Source organism: Plantimonas leprariae (assembly GCF_008802405.1).
Taxonomy (GTDB): domain Bacteria; phylum Pseudomonadota; class Alphaproteobacteria; order Rhizobiales; family Rhizobiaceae; genus Plantimonas; species Plantimonas leprariae.
Map to the genome: position 1 here is coordinate 14,588 of NZ_VZDO01000018.1, position 15,660 is coordinate 30,247.

Below are 15,660 nucleotides of genomic sequence, written 5' to 3' on the forward strand. Positions count from 1 at the left end.
TTCGCCTCGGCGCGCCCGATCCGCCGTTTCGTCGGCGCTTCCGGCCGCCGCTACCCTCGCGCCGGCCGGAACGCCAAGCGGCGGAACAGGCCGCGCCGCGAGAACGGCTCGAACATCTCCTCCGGTCCTTCCGGGTCGAGCACCTCGTTGTCGGCGAGCCACTTCTCGACCGTGCCGAGGTCGGGCACCTCGTAGGGGCGGAGCGAGCGTCCGTCGCCCCTGAGCGTCTCGACAGCCTCGATCAGCGAACCGGCCTTCTCGATCGCCTCCCGCACCGCTTCGATGCTCGTGCCCAGATGCTCGGCCATAAGGCCGTCGCGGATCGCCGCGATCTCGCGCGCCGCCGCCGCCTCGTCCCCGGCCGCCCCGGCATCCACCGTCACGTCGCATTCGGTGTCGAGCCGCATCGAGCGGTTGTTCATGTTGGAGGAGCCGATACGCAGGATCCTGTCGTCGGCGATCAGGATCTTGGCGTGGACGTAGATCGGCTCGCCGCCGCTCGTGTAGGGGTGGTAGATGCGGAAGCGCCCGTACCGGTCGCGCCGCTTCAGCGCCTCGTGCAGCCGGGCGCGCGCCGTGTCCATCGCCACCGGCTCCAACCAGCCCTGCGCGGTCAGCGGGTTGACCAGGACGAATTCCGGCCCCTCCGGTTCCTCGAGCCGGCGCGCGATCGCCTCCGCGATGCGGCGCGAGGCGAAGTACTGGCTTTCGGCGTAGACGAACCGCTTCGCCCGCGCGATGAGGTCGAGATAGAGCGTCTCGATCTCGGTCACCGCGTCCTGATCGGCCATCACCGGCACGGAGCGGGACACGGCGACCGGGACGTCGCGGAAATGCGCCTCCAGCCCGTCCGGCCAGGGCGAGGCACCCGCGGACTGCGGGAGCAGCGCTTCCAGCGGATCGCCGCCGCTCCGCCGCCAGCGGTCGCGCGCGATCGCCGAGACGGCTTCCGCCATCGGCCCCTCGATCGCGGTGGTGGCGTCGTGCCAGGGCTTGTAGGGCTTGCCGTTCGGCTGTTTCCGGCGCGGGTCGGCGTGGCGATGCTCGCGCGTGTCCCAGCGGTCGCCGGTCATGTCGATGCCGCCGCAGAAGGCGAGCGCGTCGTCGATGGTGACGATCTTCTGGTGATGCGAGGCTCCGGTCGGATGGTGGCCGTCGAGCCGCGTGTGGATGCGCGGATGCCGCAGCCAGCGGGCGAGGGTCAGGAGCGTCGAGCCGCGCGCCAGCGTCTTCACGGCCCCGACGTCCCAGCGCAGGAGGTGGATGTCGAGTTCGGGGTTGCGGTTGGCCAGCCAGAGCACGAACTCGCCGAGGTTCTCCGGCCCCTCGTCCGCCTCGCCCTGCCGGCCAAGGGTGATGCGCGCGTCGAAGTCCCAGCCGATCAGCATGATGCGGCGTCGCGCCTTCAGCATCGCGGCGCGCGCGTGGGCGAAATAATCGTCGGCATCGATGACCACCGCCATGCGCGTCGCGGTCTCGACGCGCCAGCAGTTCCGCCCCGGCCGGAAGATCGGCCCCGCCGTCTCGCTCATGCGGAGACGCGCCGCCGGGCCCGCATCGCCGAGCCGTCGCGCAGCGCCCAGCGCGCCACCCGCCCGACGCCGGAAACGCCGGCGCGGACCCCGAGCCGGCGCGGCTCGGACAGGTCGAGGCCGTGCATCCGCGCCGCCCAGCGCGGCAGGAGGTCGATCCCGGCCTCCATCGCGACCTCGCGCAAGGGCCCGAGCAGCGCGCTCGGCGCGGGTTCGGCGAGGAGCGCCCCCGCCACTTCCCGCGTGCGCGCGTCGACCCGCAGCGCCGGCCGGATCGCGGCGAGGTAGCCGTCCACCTCGCGCTTCGTCTTCGGCACGTCCTCCGCCCCGAGCCGCTCCGCCACCACGGCGTATTCACGGAGGTAGCGGTCCTGCTCGGGAAGAGGCATCAGCGGCTCGCGGTAGCGCAGGTGCGCGGCGAGGAACGAGGACACCTCCGCCACGTGGACGAAGGTGAGGAGCGCCGGGTCGTTGGCCGAATAGGGCGTCCCGTCCGGCAGGCGCCCTTGGACATGGTCATGGATCATGCGGACACGGGCGATGAGCCGCTCCGCTTCCGTGCTCGGGCCGAAGGTCGTGCCGGAGATGAACTGCGCGGTGCCGCGCAGCCGCTTGGCCATGTCGCGCCGGAAGTCGGAATGGTCCCAGACGCCGGCGAGGGCGCCCGGGTGCAGCATCTGGAGGAAGAGCGCCGCGATGCCGCCGATCAGCATCGCGGTGAAATCGGCGTGGACGCGCCAGGCGGCGGATCCGGGGCCGAACAGACCCGGATCGCCGCGCGGCGAGTCGAGTTCCACCCGGCCCTCGCCGAAACCGACGAGACCGTGAACCTGGCGCTCGATCCTGTCGCGCAGGCCGAACAACGGCGCGTCGCCCCGTTTCAAGCCTTCAGGGCGTGACCTCGCCCTCTTCCGTGCCGTTCCAGTAGGTGATGCGCTTCGCCGCGACCTTGATCAGCACGAGATCCGGCGTGTCGACGCCCTGATCGAACCAGCGGTCGAGGTCCGAGATCCAGTGCTCCTTGAACGCCGCCTTGTCGCGGATCAACTCGGCGTGACCCTCCACGGCGATGAAGAAGGGTTTCGTGGCGAGGAGGCCCTTCTTGTCCTGGAAGGCGAGCGAGACCTTCGGGTCGCGCTCGATGTCGGAGACGGTGCGGGCGCTGCCGTGGCTGAAGAAGAACGAGTCGCCCTTGTACGCAACGTCGCGGTTGTTGCTCATCGGACGTCCGGCGATCTCGCCGTTGTCGGTCTTGGTCGAGAGCACCGCGAAGTCGATGTCGCGCATCGCCTCGGACAGGTCGGAAAGGGTCATGGTGCCGGCCATCGGTTCAGACCTCGTCCGCGGCTTCGGTGGTGTCGAGCAGATCGTCGATCGCGTCCGCGATGACGTCGAGCTGCTCGCGGGTGGCGCGCAGCACCAGTTCGCCGCCGCCTTCGTCGGCGATGTGGAGGGTCGCCTCGTCGCCGCCCGCCACGGCCCGCACCTCGAAGGTCTTCAACTGCTTCTCGTCGGCCATGCGTTCAGCTCCGTCTGTCTGCCAGATAGGCATCCGCCGTGCGAAGGGCGAGTGCCATGATGGTGAGGGCCGGGTTCGCGGCGAGCGAACTCGGAAAGACGGAATTATCGCAGACGAGGAGATTGGGAATGTCGAAAGATCGGCCGAACGGGTCGACCACGGCTTCCCGCCCGTGCGTTCCCATGCGGCAGGTGCCGATCGTATGGGCGGTGCGCTCCAAGACCCAGATGTCGGTCGCTCCCGCCGCTTCCCAGATGCCGCGCATGAAGCGGACGGCGTGCCGCTTCATCGCCGTCTCGTTCGGCCCGTAGGCGAAGCGGATCAGGGGTTTCCGCATCCCCGTGTCGTCGGTCTCGTCGGCGAGCGTCAGACGATTGTCGTCGGAGGGCAGGCCCTCGCCGTTGATGCCGATGCCGGCGACGAAGTTGTAACGCTCCAGGTAGTCCGTCAGCGCCCGGCCCCAGAGGCCGCGGCCGCGCGCCACCTGATCCGCGAAGGTCTGGAGCACGACGCCGAGGCTCTGGACGAGGTAGCCGCCGGCGAAATCGGCGTCGGGCGGGCGGATCATGTCCTCGGTGATCAGCGCCGACGGATAGCCCTTGTTCATCCGCACCGGCTCGGCGAACGTGCCCCAGACCTGCGTCGCGACATGGGCGGTGTAGTTCCGCCCGACCTGGCCGGAGGAATTGGCGAGGCCGGTATGGAGGAGGAGGCGCGGGGTCTCGACCGCTCCGGCGCAGAGGAAGACGGCGCGGCAGCGCTGCTTCCGGTCCACCCCGTCCCGGTCGCGGTAGACGACGGCTGTGATCCGGCCCTCGCCATCGCGCTCGAAACCGTGGGCGAAGCATTCGGGGCGGATTTCCGCGCCGTGCGCGAGGCCAAGCGGCAGGTAGGTGACGTCCGGCGTCGCCTTCGCACCGTTGCGGCAGCCCTGATGGCAGAAGCCGCAGTTCACGCAGGCGTAGCGGGTGCCATGGCCCTCCTGCTCGAAGCGGCGCGACGTCACCGCCACCGGCCCGTCGCTCCAGCGATGGCCGAGGCGTTCGCAGCCGCGTGCCATGAGTTCGGCCGGCGCGTTGCGCTTCACCGGCGGCAGCGGGTAACGGCGCGAGGGGTCCCACGGATAGGGGGAGGGGCCGGACACGCCGATGAAGCGCTCGACCTCCTCGTAATAGGGGAGGAGATCGTCGTATTCGAGCGGCCAGTCCGCGCCGACGCCCGTCTCGGTCCGGAGCTTCAGGTCGCGCCGGTCGGCGCGCGGCGCATAGGCGCCCCAGTGCAGCATCGAGCCGCCGACGCCGGTGCCGCTGGTGTTCGCGCCGAAGGCTTCCGGCGTCTCGCCGCCGCTGATCCGCTCGCGCATCCAGTAGATGTCGGTGGACATCGCCTCGTCGGCGGCGAAGTCGGTCGCCGGGTCGTGGTTCCGCCCAGCCTCCAGCGCGACGACGCTGAGGCCCTTTTTCGCCAGCCGCGCCAGGATCGGCGCGCCGCCGGCGCCCGTGCCGATCACCACCGCGTCGACCACCTCGTCCGCCGGGTAGCGCTTCATCCGGTCGAGGTTCAAGCGGCGGTCTCCGCTTTCGTCGCCGGCTCGAAGGGCTCGCGCTCGCCGAGGCCGATCCGCTCGAAGCCGGCGAAGGCCGCGCCCGCCGCTCCGCCGTTGGCGATGCCGGAATAGCCGAGCCGCGCCATCGTGGCGGGGTGGGCGACGTAGAGCCGGGCCGCGTCGGAGCGGACCTCCTCGAACCAGAGCGCGAGCTGGGCCGCATCGAACGGCGCGCCCGGCGCGTCGAACGGCTCTTCGGCCGCCGCCGCTTCGAGGATGCGGTCGCGCTCCGCCCCGGAGAGTTCGGCGAAGGTCCGGCCGGCATGCCCGGCGCCGGCGACGGCGTTCAGCGTGTCGAGGCCGCGATTGTAGGCTTCCGGGTCGGTCGGCAGCGCCTCGTAGCGCCAGCCGTTGCCCTCGCTCGTCGCCATCATCCGGTCGAGCCGGGCGGCGAGGTCGATGCGCACGGGCGCGCCGTCCTGCGGGATCACCCGGTCGACGAGGGCCCGGAGCGCGGCGAACTGCGCGGCCGTCATCGTCTGCGGCCGGTAGTCCGGGTCGTCCGGCCGCGCCCGGTCGAGGAGTTCGCGCCGCAGCTGCTCGCTGACGCGGTCCGAGCGGATCAACGCTGGATAGTCCGCGTCGAGGAATGTAAGGTGGCTATCGATACCGGGGGCGTCGGCCAAGCGCGGGTCCTTCGATGCTTTCGGCGATCGGCTGTCTGAAATGGGCCCGGCGTGGTTCGGAACAAGCGAAGCGGCTGAGCCAAGTCGCCGCAGCGAGCGTCCCGAGGCCGACGGCGGGCCGGGCATGGTCAGGTCCGCACAGTCCCGAAATGCTCCTTGAGCGCGAGAAACGCCCGGGCCGGCTGGAAGAGATGAAGGCGCAGGACATGATGCTCGAACAGGTTCTCGATCTGCACGAGTCGCTGGCGGCGCTGGCCGCCATGATGTTCGGCGATGCCGGTCGCGAGCCGCAGACGGCGGACGCGCGCGAGGCGCCGGCCCCCGCCGGGCCGGCCGACAAGATCCCGAGCGCCGCCTGAGCCGGCCGGTTTGATCTTTTCCCGCCGCGCGGCATTTCCCGCGCGGGGCCGCGGCGGCCCGTCGACCAAGGGAGGCGAACGGTGCCCGACGACCATGCGGCGGCGATGGAGCTCTTCGGCTACTGGCGGACCTCCGCCACCTACCGGGTGCGGGTGGCGCTCGCGCTGAAGGGGCTGGAGGCTGCCGAGCGGAACGTCGACATCGACAAGGGCGAGAACCTCGGCCCCGACTTCCTCCGGCTCAACCCGATGGGCGCGATCCCGGCGCTGGGCGTCGCCGGCGTGGCACAGCCGCTGACGCAGTCGCTGGCGATCCTCGAATATCTGGAGGAGACCACGCCGGAGCCGCCGCTCCTGCCGCGCGATCCGCTCGGCCGGGCGCGGGTGCGCTCGCTGGCGCTGATGCTGGCGGCCGACACCCATCCGCTGGTCGTGCCGCGGGTCCGCAAGTATCTGACCGAGAAGGAAGGTTTCGACCCGGCGCGCTGGAAGGCCTGGCAGGTGCAATGGTTCACCACCGGCCTCCTCGCCTTCGAGCAGCGCCTCGCGGCGGACGGCGAGGCCGGGCGCTTCTCGCACGGCGATCAGGTGACGCTCGCCGACATCTGCCTCGCCAGCATCCCGGCCGTGATGCAGGTGTTCGGGGTGCCGGTGCCGGACGAGGCGCCGACGGTGAAGCGGATCGTCGCCGCCTGCAACGAACTGCCGGCCTTCGCCAACGCCGACCCCTACCGGCAGGCCGGCGCCCCGGCGAAGCCGGCTTAAGGGATCCGGCCGCCCATCTCGTCCTCGATATGGGCGCGGACGATCTCGTCGAAGCTCGTCTCCGCCCGGAAACCGAGGTCGCGGGCCCGTTTCGCCTCGATGTCGGTCGCCCAGCCGCCGACGATCCGCCGGATCGTCTCGTCCGGCTCGCGGCGGATGAGCCCGACCGCCTTATCGCCGGCCGCCCGGCGCAATGCCTCGATCTCCTCGGCCACCGTCGCCGACAGGCCCGGCATCGCGAGGTTGCGCCGCGGCCCGACCGGCCCCGTGTCGAGCCTCGCCGCGTGCAGGAAGAAGCCGACCGCCGCGCGCGGGCTGGCGAAGAAGTGCCGGACGCTTTCCTCCACCGGCAGGACGGCCTCCTCGCCGGCCAGCGGCTCGCGCAGGATGTTGGAAAAGAAGCCCGACGCCGCCTTGTTCGGCCGGCCCGGCCGGATGCAGATCGTCGGGAGGCGGAGGCCGAGGCCGTCCAGGATGCCGCGCCGCGAGAAGTCGGCGAGCATCAGTTCCCCCATCGCCTTCTGCGCGCCGTAGCTGGTCAGCGGGGCGAGCTGGAAGTCGTCGCCGATCCGCGCCGGGAAAGGCGCGCCGTAGACGGCGATCGACGAGGCGAAGACGACCCGCGGCACGTAGCTCGGCTCGCGCTCGTGCTCGGCGCGGATCGCCTCGAACAGGTGGCGCGTGCCGTCGAGATTGACGCGGTAGCCCTTCTCCAGATCCGCCTCCGCCTCGCCGGATACGATCGCCGCGAGGTGGAACACGAGGTCCGGCCGGTCCGTGACGAGACCGGCGACGGCGCCCGGGTCGGAAACGTCGAGCGCGAGCGTCCGCACCGTGCCGATCCGGCCCGCCGGCCGCCGCGGCTCCACGACGTCGGCGAGCGTCAGCGCATCGACGCCGCGTTCTCCGATCGCGCTGTCCGCCGCGAGCCGGCTTGCCAGCTTCGCGCCGATCATGCCGGCCGCGCCGACGATCAGAACCTTCATGCCACCATCCTCCCCGGCGCCATATCTGACGTTTCGAGCCGCCGTGCCAACCCTCTGCCCCGATGTCGCTTGCGACGGTTTGCGACAGGCTGAAACGAATCGTTTCTGGCTCCGGGTCGCGGCAGACCGTATCGCGCTCGTCAAGCGCGCCGGCACGAACCGGCGCTTTCCCGAGGCAGGACCGAAGCGATGAATGCGGACGCGATCGCGGCGAAGGACGGCGCGAAGCTGATCGGCGAGGCGCACAAGCTCTGCGCCGACCTGACGGCGGCGCGCCCGCGCACCTACTGGACCGATCTCGCGCTCACCGCGCTCGCCGCCTATGCCGGGCTGGCGGCGATGCTCGTCGCGGATGCCGCCCTCGTCCGCATCCTCGGCGGTGTCGCGGCGGTGCTCGCGATCTATCGCGGCATCTCCTTCGTCCACGAGGTCTCGCACCTTCGCAAGGACGACGTGCCGGGCTTCAAGGCCGGCTACAACGCGCTGATCGGCGTGCCCTTCCTCGTGCCTTCCTTCATGTACGAGGGCGTCCACAACCTCCACCACGCGAAGTCGCGCTATGGGACGGTCGCCGACCCGGAATACCTGCCGCTCGCCCGCCAGACGCTCTGGCACGTCGCGGCCTTCGTCGCGGTGTCGGCGCTCGCTCCCGTCGGCCTCCTGATCCGCTTCGCCGTGCTGGCGCCGCTCTCGGCGCTGGTGCCGGCGCTGCGGCGCGCGACGCGCGAGCGCTTCTCGGCGCTCGCCATCAACCCCGCCTTCCGGCGCGAGCCGCTGACGGAAGCGCAGGCGAGGCTCTGGTTCCGGCTGGAGATCGCCTGCGCGGCATGGGCGATGCTTTTCGTCGGGGCGACGCTCGCCGGCCTGATCTCCTGGACCTCGTTCGGCCTCGTGCTCCTCGTCGGGGCGGGCGTCGGCACGCTGAACCAGGTCCGCACGCTCGCCGCCCATCACTGGGAGAACGAGGGCGAGGAGATGAGCGCGGCCGAGCAGTTCCTCGATTCGGTGACGGTGCCGCCGCCGGCGACGCTGCCGGTGCTCTGGGCGCCGGTGGGCCTGCGCTACCACGCGCTGCACCACCTCCTGCCGCGCCTGCCCTATCACAATCTGGCGGCGGCCCACGCCCGGCTCTGCGAGCTCCTGCCGGAAACCTCGGCCTACCACCAAGCCTCCGCCCCGAGCTTCCGCTCCGTGATGGACCGCCTGTTCGGCGAGCTCGCCAAGCGCCGCGCCGAGCGGCAGGCGGCGGGACAGCCGGCGGAGTAGCAGGTCAGAACAAGCCGCGCTCGATCCAGCCGGCCGTCACCGCCCGGTTGCGCACCAAGTCTTCCGGGAAGTCGAGCTCGCCCCATTCGAGCCCCTCGATCGAGCGGGTGCCGACGATGCCCTCTTCGCGCGCGATGCGGTCGATGGCCGAGAGGTACCAGGATTTGAGGCCGGTCTCGGCCTTCATCACCGCCTCGATCGTCTGGACGAAGGCGCGCCCGCCCTCGGTCGTGAAGCGGTGGAAGCCGATCGACTCGCCGTTCACCACTTCCGGCTCCAGCGTCTTGCCGACCGCCAGCAGCCGGTCGCCATCCAGCGAGACCTTCATGTCGTCCGGGTCGTAGGAGGGTTTGCGGTCGATCGTGACGGCGATCGGCGCGGCGGGTTCGCCGCCCAGCACGCGCCGGGCGATCTCCGGCTCGACGATCGTGTCGCCGTTGAGGATCGAGAAGTCGCCGACCATCTGGCTCCGCGCGATCCAGCAGCTCGCCAGGTTGTCGGCGAGCGCGAAGAACGGGTTGTGGACGAGCCGCATCCCGGCCCGCGCCGGCATCGCGGCGACCGCCGCCTCGACCTTCTCCGCGCCGTAGCCCGTCACCACGACGATCTCGGAGACGCCGGCAGCATCGAGCGCCGCGACCTGCCATTCGAGCACGGTCCGGCCGTTGATCTCGACGAGGCATTTCGGCCGGTCGGCGACGAGCCCTTGCAGGCGGCTGCCGCGCCCGGCGCTGAGGATGATGGTCTTCATGGGCGGTGACGCACGCGCTTCCCGAAAGCGGCCTCGCTTACAGGAGGGGCGGGAGAGGCGCAATCGAGGCATGAGACCCGGTGGAACCTGTGCCGGACGTCGACGCACCTCGCGAAAAATCTGGAACGACCGTGCTTGGGCGCGCTATATCCGGCGAATGAGCAAGGTTCGGGCGAAAGACGGCGACAGGATCGTTCGCGATTCGAAATCGGGGCGTTTCGTCACCGTGCGCGGCGTGGGTGCCCTCAAAGGGCGTCTGGCGATTCGAAAGGATGTCGATCTCACGGAGCCGATCGCCTCGCAGGCAGCGGATCAATCCGGGAAACCAGCGAGCGGGGCCGCGCGAGCCAAGTCCTGATCCTTGGTCGGCCTGCTGCTTGATACGCACGCGCTCTACTGGCTCGTCAGCGGAGAGGAGGAACTCTCCGAAGAGGCTCTCGTCGCCATCGGCGAACGCCAGGAAATTCGCGCTCTGTTCGTTTCGCCGATCAGCGCATGGGAAATTTCCATCGCCGTCGGCAAGAATCGCGTCGCCGATCGTCCGCGGCTCTGCGACGATCCACCGGATCGCTGGTTTCGAAAGGCAATGCGCGTCGCGGCGGCGCGGATCGCACCCATCGGACAGGCCGTCGCGGTCGAAGCCGCCGAAGTCGCTGCCTATACCGGTCACCGGGATCCCGGCGACTGCTTCCTGATCGCGACGGGGCGCGTCAAGCGGCTGTCCATCGTCACGCGCGACCGGACGATCCAGTCGATCTCGGCCGGCGAGCCCGGCTATCTGGATGTGGTCGCATGCTGAGCGGCGGCGGCGCCTCGCCGATCGAAGCCGCGCTCGCTCCGGCGGTTCCCATCTGGGGGCGCTTCGGATAGGAACGCGCTCTTTCGTCCCGAACGAGCGGGTGCATGAAGGTCGTCTTCCCCTATCTGGCGCAGATCCACCAGATTCCGCACACCCTGCCGATCGCGATGGAGATGGCGCGGGGCGGCGGGGTCGAGGTCCATCTCGCCGCCTCGACCGAAGGGCACCTCGCCTATATGCGCCAGCTCGCGGCGGCCGCCTATCCGGGCGTGCCGGTGACGTTCAAGCGCCTCTACCTGCCCTGGGCGGTGCATGCCGTCGCCGATGCCGGCGGCTGGACGATCCGGCCGAAGAAGCTGACGCTGCTCCTGAACCTTTCCTACCTCCGCTCCTTCAACGCGATCGTCGTGCCGGAGCGCACCTCGCTGTTCCTCCGCCGCTTCGACATGGGCAGGACCAGGCTCGTCTGGACCGGCCACGGCGGCGGCGACCGCGCCAGCGGCTATACCGACAATGTCGGACAGTTCGACTTCGTGCTCCTGCCGGGCGAAAAGCTCGCGACCCGGCACAAGGCGGCCGGCAATATCCGCGACGGGCACTACGGCATCGGCGGCTACGCCAAGTTCGACCTCGTCGGCAGGCTCGCCGCCGGTCGTAAGCCCTTGTTCGACAACGGCCGGCCGACCGTCGTCTACAACCCGCATTTCTGGCCCTCGCTGTCGTCCTGGCACCTCGTCGGTTTCGAGGTGCTCGACTTCTTCGCGAACCAGTCCGACTACAACCTCGTTTTCGCGCCGCACATGCGCGTCTTCGACCCGCCGACGGCGAAGAAGTACGAGCCGTTCCGCCGCTACATGGACCTTCCCCACATGCGGATCGACCTCGGGAGCGCGGCGTCCACCGATATGACCTATACCGGCGGCGCCGACATCTATCTCGGCGACGTGTCGAGCCAGATCGCCGAGTTCACCCTCCGCCCGCGGCCGCTGGTCTTCCTCGACCCGCGCCGGACGGCGTGGCGGGACGACCCGAACTACCGCTCCTGGCAGCTCGGCATCGTGGCGGAAACCGTGGCGGAGCTGCCGGAAGCGCTGAAGCGAGCGCGGGAAACGCACCGCGAGTTCCGGCAGCTCCAGGCCGACTATTTCGCCGAGACCTTCGACGTCGATCCGACCGTTCCCTCCGCGCCGCGCGGGGCGAAGGCGATCCTCGACTACCTCCGTACGCAAGCCTGATGTTTCACGTGAAACATCGCCGGCCGCGTCCCGAGGGCGCGGCGCGCGAGCCCTTCCGCGCGATCCTCGGCAACACCGCGATGCTGGTCGGCGGGCGCGGCGTCACCGGCGTCCTCAGCCTCGTCTACGTGGCGCTCGCCGCCCGCTCGCTCGGCGTCGAGGGTTTCGGCCTCCTGACGCTCGTCCACACCTATGCCCAGACGATCGGCGACTTCGTCGAGTTCAACTCCTGGCAGGCAACGCTGCACTACGGCGTGAAACCCTTGCGTGACGGGCGGATCGGCGACCTCCACCGCGTGATCCGCTTCTCGCTGCTGCTCGACGCGCTCGGCGCGGTCGGCGGCGCGCTCGCGGCGGTGCTCCTGGCCTACTTCTTCGCCGCCGCGCTCGGCCTGCCGGAGGATCTCGTCGGGGCGGCGATGCTCTACGCCACCTCGATCCTGTTCATGTCGACGACGACGCCGCTCGGCATCCTGCGCCTCCTCGACCGCTTCGACCTCGTCGCGGTGCAGACGACGATCTCGTCGGTGACGCGCTTCGCCGGCTCGCTTCTCGTCTTCGCGGCGGGCGGCGGCCTCGCCGAGTGGCTCCTCGTCTGGTACCTCTCGACCCTCGCCGCCTTCCTGTTCATGGTCGGGGCATCGGCGACGGTGATGCGCCGCCACGGCAGCACCGCCGGCGGCGGCGCGTTCTTCGCCTGGCGGGATCTCCGGCCGTTCACCAAGGACATGCCGGGGGCCTGGGCCTTCGTCTGGAACATCAACGTCTCGTCGGCGCTCGGCCTCGTCACCGGCAAGGCGGCGCTGCTCGCGGTCGGCTTCTTCCTCGGGGCCCGCGAGGCGGCCTTCTTCCGCATCGCCAAGCAGCTCGCCGACGCCGCGACGCGGCCCGCCAAGCTGCTCGTCCCCTCGCTCTACCCGGAACTCGCCCGGCTCTGGCTGGAACGCGACATGAAGCGGCTCGTGCGGCTCTGCGTCCAGATCGCGCTCACCGCCGGCCTCGTCGCGACGACGGTGCTCGTCGTCCTCGCCGTCTTCGGCGACCCGCTGATCCGCCTGTTCGTCGGCCCGGACTTCCTCGGCGCCAACGCGATCATCCTCTGGCTGTTCGGCGCCTCCGTCGTCACGATCTGGGCGTTGCCGCTGGAGCCGCTTCTGGTCTCGACGGGCCGTTCGGGGAGCGCGCTGCGCGTCCGGGCCGCGGTGGCGGTGGCCTATCTCGCGGTGCTGTTCCCGCTGATGGACCGCCTCGGCCTCGCGGGCGCGGGCATCGCGGCGCTCGGCGCGGCAGTCCTGCAGCTCGTCCTGCAGCTCGTCGCGGCGGCGCGCGCCAAGCCCGGCGCGGCGACCGCCGCGCCGGAGCCGGAGGACCTCGCGTTGCCCTTCGAGCCGACTCTTGGTAACGGACCCGCCATTCTGACAAGCGGCGAGCCGCCGGACCGCATGAACCAAGAAGAGCAGTCTCAACGAGGAGCGGTGCCGGACGGGCGGCCGGAGCGGGTTCTGACGGAGGCGCTCGAAGCGGCCGCCGCGATCCCCGGCGCCGGCTTCGACTTCTATTCGAACAAGGGCGCGCTCGCCGAATCGCTGCCCTACCCGAAGCTCCGCGACGAGGCGAAGGCGCTCGCTCGCCGCCTCCTCGCGCTCGGGCTGAACCACGGCGACCGGGTGGCAATCCTGGCGGAAACCGAGGGCGACTTCCCGCGCGCCTTCTTCGCCTGCCGCTATGCCGGCCTCGTGCCGGCGCCGATGCCGCTGCCGGCCGCCTTCGGCGGGCGGGCGAGCTATATCGAGCACCTCCGGCGGATGATCGGCGTCGCCGAAGCGCGCGCCGCGATCGGGCCGGCGGCCTTGCGCGACTGGCTGCTGGAGGGAGCGGACGGGCTCGGCCTCCGGTTCGCCGGCCCGCTCGCCGACCTGCCGGACGCGGGCGACCACGACCTGCCGCCGCCGGCCGGCCCGGGCGACCTCTGCTACCTGCAGTTCTCGTCCGGCTCGACGCGTTTTCCGATGGGCGTCGCGGTGACGGAAAGGGCGCTTGCCGCGAACGCGGAAGCGATCAGCCGCCACGGCCTCCGGGCCGGCGAGGGGGATCGCTGCGTGTCCTGGCTGCCGTTCTACCACGACATGGGCCTCGTCGGCTTCCACCTCGTCCCGCTTTTCGCCGGTCTGTCCGTCGACTATCTCGCGACGCGCGACTTCGCCCGCCGGCCGCTGCTCTGGCTCGACCTCATCTCGCGCAACCGCGGCACGATCTCCTATGCGCCGAGCTTCGGCTACGACCTCTGCGTCCGACGCCTGGGCAGCGGCGGCGCGCCGCCGGAAGGGCTCGACCTCTCGTCCTGGCGCGCGGCCGGGATCGGCGGCGACATGATCCGGCCGGAGATCCTCGCGCGCTTCGCCGACGCCTTCGCAGCCGCAGGCTTCCGCGACACCAGCTTCGTCGCCAGCTACGGCATGGCGGAAACGGTGCTCGCCGTTTCCTTCGCGCCGCTGGACCGGGGCATCCGCGCCGAGCGGCTGGACCTCCGGCATCTGGAGACGCAAGGCGAGGCGCGGCCGGCGGAAGGCGCGGCGGAAGCGCGCGCCTTCGTGCGCTGCGGCCCGGCGCTGCCCGGCCACGCGCTGGAGGTGCGGGGCGAGAAAGGCGGCCCGCTCGGCGAGGGCCGGGTCGGCCGGATCTTCGCCCGGGGGCCCTCGACCATGGAGGGCTACTACCGCAACGAAGGCGCGACGGCCGAGGTGCTGTCGCCGGACGGCTGGCTCGACACCGGCGACCTCGGCTATCTTCACGGCGGCGAGATCGTCATCACCGGCCGCGCCAAGGACCTCATCATCGTCAACGGCCGCAACATCTGGCCGCAGGATCTCGAACTCACCGCCGAAAGCGAGGTCGAGGGCCTGCGCAGCGGCGACGTCGCGGCCTTCTCGGTGGATTCGGACGGCGAGGAGCGCGTCGTGGTGCTGGTGGAATGCCGGCCGAGCGACGGCGACGCGCGGGCGCGCCTCGCGGACAACGTCGAGAAGCTGCTGCGCTCGCGGCACGGCATCGATGTCGAAGTGGCGCTGGCGAGGCCGAACTCGCTGCCGCTGACCTCCTCCGGCAAGCTCAGCCGGGTGCGGGCGCGCGAGCTCTACCACCGGCTGCGGAGCGAAGGCGCCGCGCTTGCCTGACGGCGGGGGCGGCGGGCGGCCACTCGTCGCGCTGACCGGCGCGACCGGCTTCCTCGGCATCCACCTGACCGCGGCGCTCGACGCGGCCGGCTTCCGGGTGCGGGCGCTGGCGCGGAACGGCCGGCCGGTCGCGGGGGCGGCGGAAACGGTCGCCGGCGATCTCGCCGACGCGGTCGCGCTCCGCCGGCTCGTCGCCGGGGCAAACGCCGTGGTCCACGCGGCCGGGCTGACGAAAGCCCGAAGCGCCGCCGAGTTCGACGCGGTGAATGCCGGCGGCACCGCGCGCCTCCTGGACGGTCTCGGCGGCGCCGCGCCGGATGCGCACGTGGTGCTGATCTCCAGCCTCGCCGCCCGCGAGCCGCAGCTCTCGCCCTATGCCGCCTCGAAGCGCGCCGGCGAGCGGGAGGCCGGAGCCCGCGTGCCGGAGGATCGTCTCGCGGTCGTCCGGCCGCCGGCGCTCTATGGCCCGCACGACCGGGCGACGCTCGCCGTCTTCCGGGCGGCGCGCTCCGGCCTCTGTCCGCTGCCCGGCGGCGACCGGGGCGAGCGGATCGCGCTTCTCGACGGGCGGGACGCGGCGGACGCGGTGGCGCGTCTCCTCAAGGAGCGTCGGCGTGGCACCTTTGCACTAGCCGACAGCCGGCCCGGCGGCTACGGGATGCACGAGATCTTCGAGGCGGCCGCGCGCGCACAAGGGCGAACGGCCCGCTTCGTGGCGATCCCGGCGCCGGCCTTCCGCCTCCTCGGCCGGGGCGGGGCGGTTCTCGGCCGGCTCGCCGGGCGCGCGCCGCTCCTGTCGCCCGGCAAGGTGCGCGAGATGCTGCATCCCGACTGGTCGGTCGACCCCGCCGACATGCCGCCGGGCCTCGCCGGCAGCGCTCGCAGTATAGGCCGCGGCTTCGCCGAAACAGTCGCATGGTACAGGCAAGCCGGCTGGCTTTAGCTGTTATCGGAACTGTCACACTCGGAAACTTTAATTGAGTCGTATTGGCTCGAAGCTCGTCTATTTCTTCGTCACCGTCTTCCGCTGACGAACCGTTCGT

General features: G+C 71.1%; 16 protein-coding genes. 8 read left to right on the plus strand and 8 right to left on the minus strand.

What is annotated here, in order from left to right:
* Window positions 1-50: 50 nt before the first annotated feature.
* Genes F6X38_RS18795 through F6X38_RS18820 form a run of 6 tightly spaced genes read right to left on the minus strand, consistent with a single transcriptional unit; the run spans window position 51 to window position 5,283 of the window.
* A complete protein-coding gene (locus tag F6X38_RS18795) occupies window positions 51-1,532 on the minus strand; it encodes a phospholipase D-like domain-containing protein (RefSeq protein WP_150972401.1) in 1,482 nt (493 codons plus the stop codon).
* Complete coding sequence (locus F6X38_RS18800; RefSeq protein WP_246191437.1) at window positions 1,529-2,416, minus strand: oxygenase MpaB family protein; 888 nt, start codon at window positions 2,414-2,416, stop codon at window positions 1,529-1,531. Before F6X38_RS18800 ends, F6X38_RS18795 begins: the two co-directional genes overlap by 4 nt.
* Before the next feature lie 4 nt (window positions 2,417-2,420).
* The gene (locus tag F6X38_RS18805) at window positions 2,421-2,858 is read right to left on the minus strand and encodes a pyridoxamine 5'-phosphate oxidase family protein (protein ID WP_150972403.1); all 438 of its coding nucleotides are present in this window, start codon (window positions 2,856-2,858) and stop codon (window positions 2,421-2,423) included.
* 4 nt (window positions 2,859-2,862) lie between these two features.
* Window positions 2,863-3,051, minus strand: coding sequence for a hypothetical protein (locus tag F6X38_RS18810; protein ID WP_150972405.1), 189 nt, complete (start codon window positions 3,049-3,051; stop codon window positions 2,863-2,865).
* Window positions 3,052-3,055: 4 nt separating this feature from the next.
* Window positions 3,056-4,615, minus strand: coding sequence for a GMC family oxidoreductase (locus F6X38_RS18815; RefSeq protein ID WP_202618027.1), 1,560 nt, complete (start codon window positions 4,613-4,615; stop codon window positions 3,056-3,058).
* A complete protein-coding gene (locus F6X38_RS18820) occupies window positions 4,612-5,283 on the minus strand; it encodes a gluconate 2-dehydrogenase subunit 3 family protein (RefSeq protein WP_161992831.1) in 672 nt (223 codons plus the stop codon). Before F6X38_RS18820 ends, F6X38_RS18815 begins: the two co-directional genes overlap by 4 nt.
* 149 nt (window positions 5,284-5,432) lie before the next feature.
* Here F6X38_RS18820 and F6X38_RS18825 point away from each other — a divergent pair, with 149 nt between their 5' ends.
* Both F6X38_RS18825 and maiA read left to right on the plus strand, forming a co-directional pair.
* Entirely contained in the window at window positions 5,433-5,642 is a 210-nt protein-coding gene (locus F6X38_RS18825; protein ID WP_150972409.1) for a hypothetical protein, read from the plus strand.
* An 81-nt stretch (window positions 5,643-5,723) separates the two neighbouring features.
* The gene (maiA, locus tag F6X38_RS18830) at window positions 5,724-6,407 is read left to right on the plus strand and encodes a maleylacetoacetate isomerase (RefSeq protein WP_246191438.1); all 684 of its coding nucleotides are present in this window, start codon (window positions 5,724-5,726) and stop codon (window positions 6,405-6,407) included.
* On the opposite strand, the gene denD is transcribed toward maiA, so the two are convergent.
* Window positions 6,404-7,393, minus strand: coding sequence for a D-erythronate dehydrogenase (denD, locus tag F6X38_RS18835; RefSeq protein WP_150972411.1), 990 nt, complete (start codon window positions 7,391-7,393; stop codon window positions 6,404-6,406). The two genes, maiA and denD, sit on opposite strands and share 4 nt — an antisense overlap.
* Window positions 7,394-7,582: 189 nt before the next feature.
* On the opposite strand from denD, the gene F6X38_RS18840 reads away from it, so the two are divergent.
* Window positions 7,583-8,659, plus strand: a complete 1,077-nt coding sequence (locus F6X38_RS18840) for a fatty acid desaturase family protein (protein WP_150972413.1) — start codon at window positions 7,583-7,585, stop codon at window positions 8,657-8,659.
* A 4-nt stretch (window positions 8,660-8,663) separates the two neighbouring features.
* On the opposite strand, the gene F6X38_RS18845 is transcribed toward F6X38_RS18840, so the two are convergent.
* On the minus strand, window positions 8,664-9,410 hold the full coding sequence (locus F6X38_RS18845; protein ID WP_150972415.1) for a phosphocholine cytidylyltransferase family protein: 747 nt from the start codon (window positions 9,408-9,410) through the stop codon (window positions 8,664-8,666).
* 157 nt (window positions 9,411-9,567) lie between these two features.
* Here F6X38_RS18845 and F6X38_RS23505 point away from each other — a divergent pair, with 157 nt between their 5' ends.
* The 5 genes from F6X38_RS23505 to F6X38_RS18865 all read left to right on the plus strand — a co-directional run bounded on the left by F6X38_RS23505 (window position 9,568) and on the right by F6X38_RS18865 (window position 15,560).
* Window positions 9,568-9,768 (plus strand): hypothetical protein, encoded by a 201-nt coding sequence (locus F6X38_RS23505; protein WP_161992832.1) that lies wholly within the window; start codon window positions 9,568-9,570, stop codon window positions 9,766-9,768.
* A 3-nt stretch (window positions 9,769-9,771) separates the two neighbouring features.
* On the plus strand, window positions 9,772-10,209 hold the full coding sequence (locus F6X38_RS18850; protein ID WP_150972416.1) for a type II toxin-antitoxin system VapC family toxin: 438 nt from the start codon (window positions 9,772-9,774) through the stop codon (window positions 10,207-10,209).
* Between the two features lie 104 nt (window positions 10,210-10,313).
* Window positions 10,314-11,444, plus strand: a complete 1,131-nt coding sequence (locus F6X38_RS18855; RefSeq protein WP_150972418.1) for a sensor domain-containing protein — start codon at window positions 10,314-10,316, stop codon at window positions 11,442-11,444.
* Window positions 11,444-14,617, plus strand: coding sequence for a fatty acyl-AMP ligase (locus F6X38_RS18860; RefSeq protein ID WP_150972420.1), 3,174 nt, complete (start codon window positions 11,444-11,446; stop codon window positions 14,615-14,617). The genes F6X38_RS18855 and F6X38_RS18860 overlap by 1 nt, the downstream gene beginning before the upstream one ends.
* A complete protein-coding gene (locus tag F6X38_RS18865) occupies window positions 14,610-15,560 on the plus strand; it encodes an NAD-dependent epimerase/dehydratase family protein (RefSeq protein WP_150972422.1) in 951 nt (316 codons plus the stop codon). The genes F6X38_RS18860 and F6X38_RS18865 overlap by 8 nt, the downstream gene beginning before the upstream one ends.
* The last annotated feature ends 100 nt before the right edge of the window (window positions 15,561-15,660 follow it).

Excerpts from the sequence above, each read along its gene's own strand:
- F6X38_RS18795 (WP_150972401.1), bottom strand. The coding sequence starts at position 1,532 with ATGAGCGAGACGGCGGGGCCGATCTTCCGGCCGGGGCGGAACTGCTGG.
- F6X38_RS18805 (WP_150972403.1), bottom strand. The coding sequence starts at position 2,858 with ATGGCCGGCACCATGACCCTTTCCGACCTGTCCGAGGCGATGCGCGAC.
- F6X38_RS18810 (WP_150972405.1), bottom strand. The coding sequence starts at position 3,051 with ATGGCCGACGAGAAGCAGTTGAAGACCTTCGAGGTGCGGGCCGTGGCG.
- F6X38_RS18825 (WP_150972409.1), top strand. The coding sequence starts at position 5,433 with ATGCTCCTTGAGCGCGAGAAACGCCCGGGCCGGCTGGAAGAGATGAAG.
- denD (WP_150972411.1), bottom strand. The coding sequence starts at position 7,393 with ATGAAGGTTCTGATCGTCGGCGCGGCCGGCATGATCGGCGCGAAGCTG.
- F6X38_RS18840 (WP_150972413.1), top strand. The coding sequence starts at position 7,583 with ATGAATGCGGACGCGATCGCGGCGAAGGACGGCGCGAAGCTGATCGGC.
- F6X38_RS18845 (WP_150972415.1), bottom strand. The coding sequence starts at position 9,410 with ATGAAGACCATCATCCTCAGCGCCGGGCGCGGCAGCCGCCTGCAAGGG.
- F6X38_RS23505 (WP_161992832.1), top strand. The coding sequence starts at position 9,568 with ATGAGCAAGGTTCGGGCGAAAGACGGCGACAGGATCGTTCGCGATTCG.
- F6X38_RS18855 (WP_150972418.1), top strand. The coding sequence starts at position 10,314 with ATGAAGGTCGTCTTCCCCTATCTGGCGCAGATCCACCAGATTCCGCAC.
- F6X38_RS18860 (WP_150972420.1), top strand. The coding sequence starts at position 11,444 with ATGTTTCACGTGAAACATCGCCGGCCGCGTCCCGAGGGCGCGGCGCGC.